Below are 6,147 nucleotides of genomic sequence, written 5' to 3' on the forward strand. Positions count from 1 at the left end.
CCGCCGGGGGAAATCCACGGCGGCTTTTTCTTGTCTGGTATGTGATCTTTACTGGATCACGATGACCTTGGTGCTGCGGCCGGGACGAACGCGGCTGTAAAGGTCGATGACGTCCTGGTTGATCATGCGGATGCAGCCGGAAGAGGCGGCGGTGCCGATCGAGGCCCATTCGGGCGAACCATGGATGCGGAACAGCGTGTCCTGTCCCTTTTCATTGAAGAGATACATGGCGCGCGCGCCGAGCGGGTTGGTAAGACCCGGACCCATGCCAGCCTCGACATATTTGGCGACTTCCGGCTTACGGTCCGCCATTTCTTTCGGCGGATGCCACATCGGCCATTCCTGCTTCCAGGCGACATAGGCCTCACCGGCCCAGGCGAAACCTGCCTTGCCGACGCCGATGCCGTAACGAACCGCGCGGTTGCCGGACAGGATGTAATAGAGGTAACGCTCACGCGTATTGACGATGATGGTGCCGGCGCGTTCGGATGTCTGGAATTCGACGATCTGACGGCGATACTTCTCATTCACACGATTGATTGGAATGGCCGGCAGCGCATAGCCCGCATCGGTCACGGGACCGTAGACATCGTTGAATATCTGGACGGTTTCGACCTTTGCCGGAACGGGGTCAGCAACCGGTACGGACGCTGCGATCTTGCCGGAGGTCGGAGCGGAGGATTGGGAGGTAGTTTCGGCGCAGCCGGCCAGAGCCAGTGCTGCCGTCAGACCGAGTGCGGTCAATGGGGTACGGATGCGCATGTCGTTCTCGCGGAAAATTCGCCAAATTGTGCGAAAGAGTAGGCTTAATTGGATAAATCGGTTATTTTCCATTCAGCCGCTCTTGGCAAGCCGTTGCGCCGCCGCGAAACGGTCGGGCATTTAAAATTGCCGGTTGATTGCCTTTTTGCAACAATAGGCCAAACGCTTCAGCAGCCTTTATCCATGACTATTCTTTCCGTTACCAACAATAATCCGTTAATAGACGGTCGCCAGTCGGACAAGGCGATGCTGGTCCGCCGCGGCGTTCAGGTGCTTTTGCACGAAATGCGCCATTCGGTGCTGCCCGAACTGCCGCTTGCCAGCGGGCGGCGGGCAGATCTCATCAGCCTGTCGGTCAAGGGTGAGATCTGGATCATCGAAATCAAATCCTCCATCGAGGATTTCCGTGTCGATCGCAAATGGCCGGAGTATCGCCTGCATTGCGACCGGCTGTTCTTCGCCACCCATCCTGAAGTGCCGACCGACATATTCCCGGAGGAATGCGGGCTGATCCTGTCGGATGGATATGGCGCCCATATGCTGCGCGATGCGCCCGAGCATAAATTGCCGCCCGCGACCCGCAAGTCGGTGATGCTGGATTTCTCGCGAACCGCTGCGACCCGGCTGATGCTGGCGGAATGGACGACCGGGCGCAGCTTCGGAGAATGACTTCGGTTATTTGGGTGCGCGCTTGGCGAGAATGCGCTGCAGCGTTCGCCGGTGCATGTTCAGCCGGCGGGCGGTTTCCGAAACGTTGCGCTCGCACATTTCATAGACACGTTGAATATGCTCCCACCGAACCCGGTCTGCCGACATCGGGTTTTCGGGGACCTCGGTCTTTTCGCCCTTGCGCTGCGTCAGCGCATTGAACACATCGTCCGCATCGGCGGGCTTGGCGAGATAATCCAGCGCCCCGAGTTTCACGGCAGTAACGGCGGTTGCGATATTGCCGTAGCCGGTCAGAACGACGATCTGCGTATCGTCCCGGTTCTGCCTGATGGCCTCGATCACTTCCAGACCGTTGCCATCCGCAAGCCTCAGATCGACAACCGCGTATTTCGGCGGTGCAGCCCTGGAGCGGGCAATGCCGTCGCTCACCGTCTCGGCGGTGTCGACGGTAAAGCCGCGTGTTTCCATTGCCCGGGCAAGCCGGCGCAGAAACGGGCCGTCATCATCGACGATCAGCAGCGATCTGTCGGGTCCGATCGGGTCGACATCGTCCGTTGGCGCGCTGGTGGAGTTGTTCTGGTCTTCTGTCTTCATGTTTCCGGCCTTCCGGCAACTTCGTCGGCTTGGTTTTCTTCTTCTTATCGCCGCTTCAACGTGGATGGTAAAGTCAACGGCTTCTTTTATCGTCCATAAGCGCCCGAGGCCAGACGATTGTGACCCGCGCTCCGGTTCCGCTCGTGCCGCGATTTTCAAAGGTGACGGTGGCGCCGGAGCGCTCCAGCAGGGTCTTGGCGATGAAAAGTCCGAGCCCGAGCCCGCCCGCCCGTGTGTCATTGTGACGTTCGGTCACATAGGGCTCGCCGATACGGGCAAGCACGTCATGGGCATAACCCGGCCCATCGTCTTCAATGATGACGGCGACGTTCTGCTGGTCGTAATCCACCGTCACGGTCACCTTTTCCCGCGCGTAATCCACGCCGTTTTCAATAAGGTTGCCAAGTCCGTAGATGATGCCGGCATTGCGGATGCCGACCGGCTCGTCGGCGCGATTGTTCTTTTCAACGAGTTCGAGGCGGATGCCGAATTCCCGGTGCGGCGCCATCACTTCCTCTATTAGCGAGGAGAGCGGCAGGCGGCGCATGTGCTCCTCATTGTCGGCGGAAAGCGAGGTGAGGCGGCGCAGAATATCGCGGCATCTTTCGCTCTGGCTGCGCAGCAGGGCTATATCTTCGCCAAATTTTTCGTCGTTTCCGAGTTCCCGCTCCATCTCCTTCGCGACGACACTGATGGTCGCGAGCGGCGTACCGAGCTCATGCGCCGCTGCCGCCGCAAGCCCATCCAGCTGCGAGAGATGTTTTTCCCGCTCCAGCACCAGTTCGGTTGCAGCCAGCGCATCCGCCAGCTGATTTGCCTCGTGCGAAACGCGATAGGCGTAAAAGGCCGCAAACGAGGTCGTGGCGATGATCGCGACCCAGGTGCCGACATGCAGCAGAAGCTGGATCGGCAAAACCTCGCCGGGATACCACGGAACCGGAAAGGGTGAAAAAGCGATCGCGGTCGAGCAGATGACGGCAAAGCCGAGGAGAATGAGCGAATGTCGCAGTGGCTGGGAGGCAAAGGCAATGATGACCTGCACGCAGATCAACGGCGCGAAGGGATTGGAAAGTCCGCCGGTGATGTAAATGAGCGCCGTCAATTGCAGCAGGTCGAAGGCCAGCAGCAATGTCGCTTCCCAGGGCTCCAGACGATAGGTGGAGGGAAAACGGGCGGTAAGAAACAGATTTGCAAGAGCGAGTGCCGCGATCAGAAGGCCGCAGGCCAGAAGCGGCAGGGGGAAATTGAGCCCGAAAGCGACAAGCAGGATCGTTGCCGTCTGTCCCGCAACCGCCAGCCAGCGCAGCCAGACGATGGTCTGCAGCCTTATCCTGCGGCTGGCGCGGCCGAGCCTCGTGGTTTCGATAGAATGGCCAGCCACCTTCATCTCCTTTGCCCTGTTCATGATCGTCACGTCCCGCGCGGTTTTGCACGGCTGGTCGGCAGGGCCGATGCCGGGTCTTCCGGCCATGGATGGCGTGGATAACGCCCGCGCATATCTGCCCGTACATCCTTCCAGGACCCCGACCAAAAACCGGGAAGATCGCGTGTCGTCTGTATCGGCCTGTGCGCCGGGGAGGTCAATTCCAGCAGCAGCGGCAACCGTCCCTGTGCAATGGACGGGTGGGCTCTCAGCCCGAAAAGCTCCTGCACGCGAATGGAAAGCGTCGGTTCGCTGGCGTCGTAACGAATGGGATGCCGCTGGCCTGTCGGCGCTTCGAAATGCGTCGGCGCCAGCTTGGCGAGATCGCGCGCCACCTCATGCGGCACCAGAGACAGGATCCCTTCGGAGAGGCTGCCCGGCCGGATGTCCTGCAGGCTGCGCGCACCGTTCTGAAAGGGGACGAACCATTCGTCCAGTCTGGAGAGCAATGCCTCGTCGCTGACATCCGGCCAGGGCTCCCCGATACTGGCGTTCAGAAAGCCGATCCTGTCGCGCAACTGCAGCGTCTCTTTCGAAAAAGGAAGAATGCCGACGCCGAATTCCCGAACGCCATTGGCGAGCGCCTGTGCCGCCTGTTCGCCCTCGGGACGGGGCAGGGGTGTCTCATCGAGGATGATGGCGCCAAGCCGCGTCACCTTTCGCGCGCGCGCCTGGCCGCTCGCCTTGTCGAAAAGCAACTGGTCCTGCTGAACGATGAGATGCGGCATCCGCTCTTCGACATCGCTCCTCTCTATGCCTGCCGCCGCAAGGATGCGCGGCTGCGCCGCTCGCCCCGTAATATCGGCAACCACCAGCATTTTGCTCGCCGCCAGCCGTTCTGTCTCGGCAAGCTCTGCGCCACGCCCGTTGGCCATCACATAACGTCCCCGCGCGCCGCGCTGGAGTGCGATCCTGTCCGGATAGGCATGCAGCAGCAACGGACCGGCCTCGCTGGGCAACTCGGCTGTCGCCGTTTTGTCGCTGATCGCGTCGAACAGCCTCGATGCCAGCTTGCGCGCTGCCTGCGCCCTTTCGCTCCTGTCGGAGAGAAAGCGCCGCAGCCGTTCATCGAGATCGATATCGTTTCCGCCGAGCCCCTGTTCCGTCAGCATGACGGCGAGCATCGCCGCCTTTTTTCCCGCGCCTTCGCTTGCCGCCGCAATCACCATGGCCGCCAGCCGTGGCGGTAGTGAAAGGCCGCGCATCAGATGACCGCGCTGCGTCAGCGCTCCGCCTTTGTCGAGCGCGCCCAGATTTTTGAGAAGCATCACCGATTCTTTAAGTGCGGCTTCGGGGGGCATATCCAGAAAGGCAAGAGAAGAGGGATCCTGAACGCCCCAATGGGCGAGATCGAGCGCAAGGCCGGCAAGATCGCTCGCCAGAATTTGCGGTGGCGTAAAGGCGTTGAGCGCCGCCGTCTGCCCCGGATGCCACAGGCGGATCGCAACACCGGGTTCTGTCCGCCCGGCGCGACCCGCCCGCTGGTCGGCGGAAGCGCGCGACACCCGCACCGTCTCCAGTCTAGTGATTCCCGTTGCCGGCTCGAAGACAGGTAGTCGCTGCAATCCGCTGTCGATCACCACACGCACGCCATCGATGGTAATCGAGGTCTCCGCAATCGAGGTGGCGAGCACGATCTTGCGTCGTCCGGCCGGCGCCGGCTTTATCGCTGCATCCTGCTCTTTCTGCGAAAGGTTGCCGTAAAGCGCGATGATATCCGTATCGCCGGGAAAACGTCCCTCCAGCCGCGTGGCCGTTCGGATAATTTCCGCCTGTCCCGGTAGAAAGGCGAGGATGGAGCCGGTTTCCGACCCATGGGCTTCGGTGATCGCCTTGGTGACTTTCTCTTCAATCGGCACGCCCTGCCAACGATCCTCATAACGGACCTCGATTGGAAACGTCCGCCCAAGGCTCTGAATGACCGGCGCGCCTGCCATGAGCGTGCTGATGCGTTCGACATCGAGAGTGGCGGACATGACGAGGATACGCAGATCGTCGCGCAACCCACCCTGCACATCGAGTGCAAGCGCCAGTCCGAAATCGCCGTCGAGCGAACGTTCGTGAAACTCGTCGAAAATCACCGTCGAAACGCCGGCAAGTTCAGGATCGTCCAGAACCATCCGGGCAAACACGCCTTCGGTCACCACTTCTATCCGGGTTTTCGAGGAGACGCGATTGTCGAGCCGCATGCGATAGCCGACGGTTTGCCCGACATCCTCGTGAAGCAGTTCGGCCATGCGCCCGGCTGCGGCACGGGCGGCAAGCCGGCGTGGTTCGAGAAGAATGATCTTGCCGTCACCCCGCCAGTCCTGCTGCAAAAGATTAAGCGGCACGAGCGTCGTTTTACCCGCGCCCGGTGGAGCCGAAAGAACTGCGCGCTTCGCCCCGGCCAGAGCCTCGGCGATATCGCCGAGAACGGCACTGACGGGAAGTTCGGGCAACTCGGTCTTTATAGGAACGGGCATTCTGGTCATGCAAACAGGCCTGCGGCATCTGGGGTGGTGTTTAAGCGTCTCATATGCCGTTTCTAATGCACGGTTCCGCACTTTGACAGCCGTATGTAGGGAGCAGGCAAATGCTCCGTCGTTAAAGTCACGGTTCCTTGCGCGCTATTTGTAGTCAGGACCGGAGGGCAGGCATTGGGCGTGTGGCGAAATGTCGGAAGATTCCGTCTCTTCCGCTTGTTTTCGCTCCCCTCC

At 60.8% G+C, this 6,147-nt stretch carries 5 protein-coding genes; 1 reads left to right on the plus strand and 4 read right to left on the minus strand.

The window, feature by feature from the left end; all coding sequences use genetic code 11:
• Positions 1 to 48 precede the first annotated feature (48 nt).
• Complete coding sequence (locus PIB16_RS10900) at positions 49 to 762, minus strand: L,D-transpeptidase (protein ID WP_003521204.1); 714 nt, start codon at positions 760 to 762, stop codon at positions 49 to 51.
• A gap of 183 nt (positions 763 to 945) precedes the next feature.
• Between PIB16_RS10900 and PIB16_RS10905 the strand changes: the two genes are divergently transcribed.
• Positions 946 to 1,431, plus strand: coding sequence for an MmcB family DNA repair protein (locus tag PIB16_RS10905; RefSeq protein WP_004444350.1), 486 nt, complete (start codon positions 946 to 948; stop codon positions 1,429 to 1,431).
• 6 nt (positions 1,432 to 1,437) lie between these two features.
• Here PIB16_RS10905 and PIB16_RS10910 read toward each other — a convergent pair whose 3' ends face one another.
• The 3 genes from PIB16_RS10910 to hrpB form a co-directional block, all read right to left on the minus strand.
• A complete protein-coding gene (locus tag PIB16_RS10910; RefSeq protein WP_065656794.1) occupies positions 1,438 to 2,025 on the minus strand; it encodes an ActR/PrrA/RegA family redox response regulator transcription factor in 588 nt (195 codons plus the stop codon).
• A 73-nt stretch (positions 2,026 to 2,098) separates the two neighbouring features.
• Positions 2,099 to 3,406, minus strand: coding sequence for a two-component system sensor histidine kinase ActS (actS, locus tag PIB16_RS10915; protein WP_080857121.1), 1,308 nt, complete (start codon positions 3,404 to 3,406; stop codon positions 2,099 to 2,101).
• A gap of 29 nt (positions 3,407 to 3,435) precedes the next feature.
• Entirely contained in the window at positions 3,436 to 5,922 is a 2,487-nt protein-coding gene (gene hrpB / locus PIB16_RS10920) for an ATP-dependent helicase HrpB (protein WP_271045612.1), read from the minus strand.
• Positions 5,923 to 6,147 lie beyond the last annotated feature (225 nt).

It is taken from the genome of Agrobacterium sp. ST15.13.015 (assembly GCF_027871645.1).
Classification (GTDB): domain Bacteria; phylum Pseudomonadota; class Alphaproteobacteria; order Rhizobiales; family Rhizobiaceae; genus Agrobacterium; species Agrobacterium leguminum.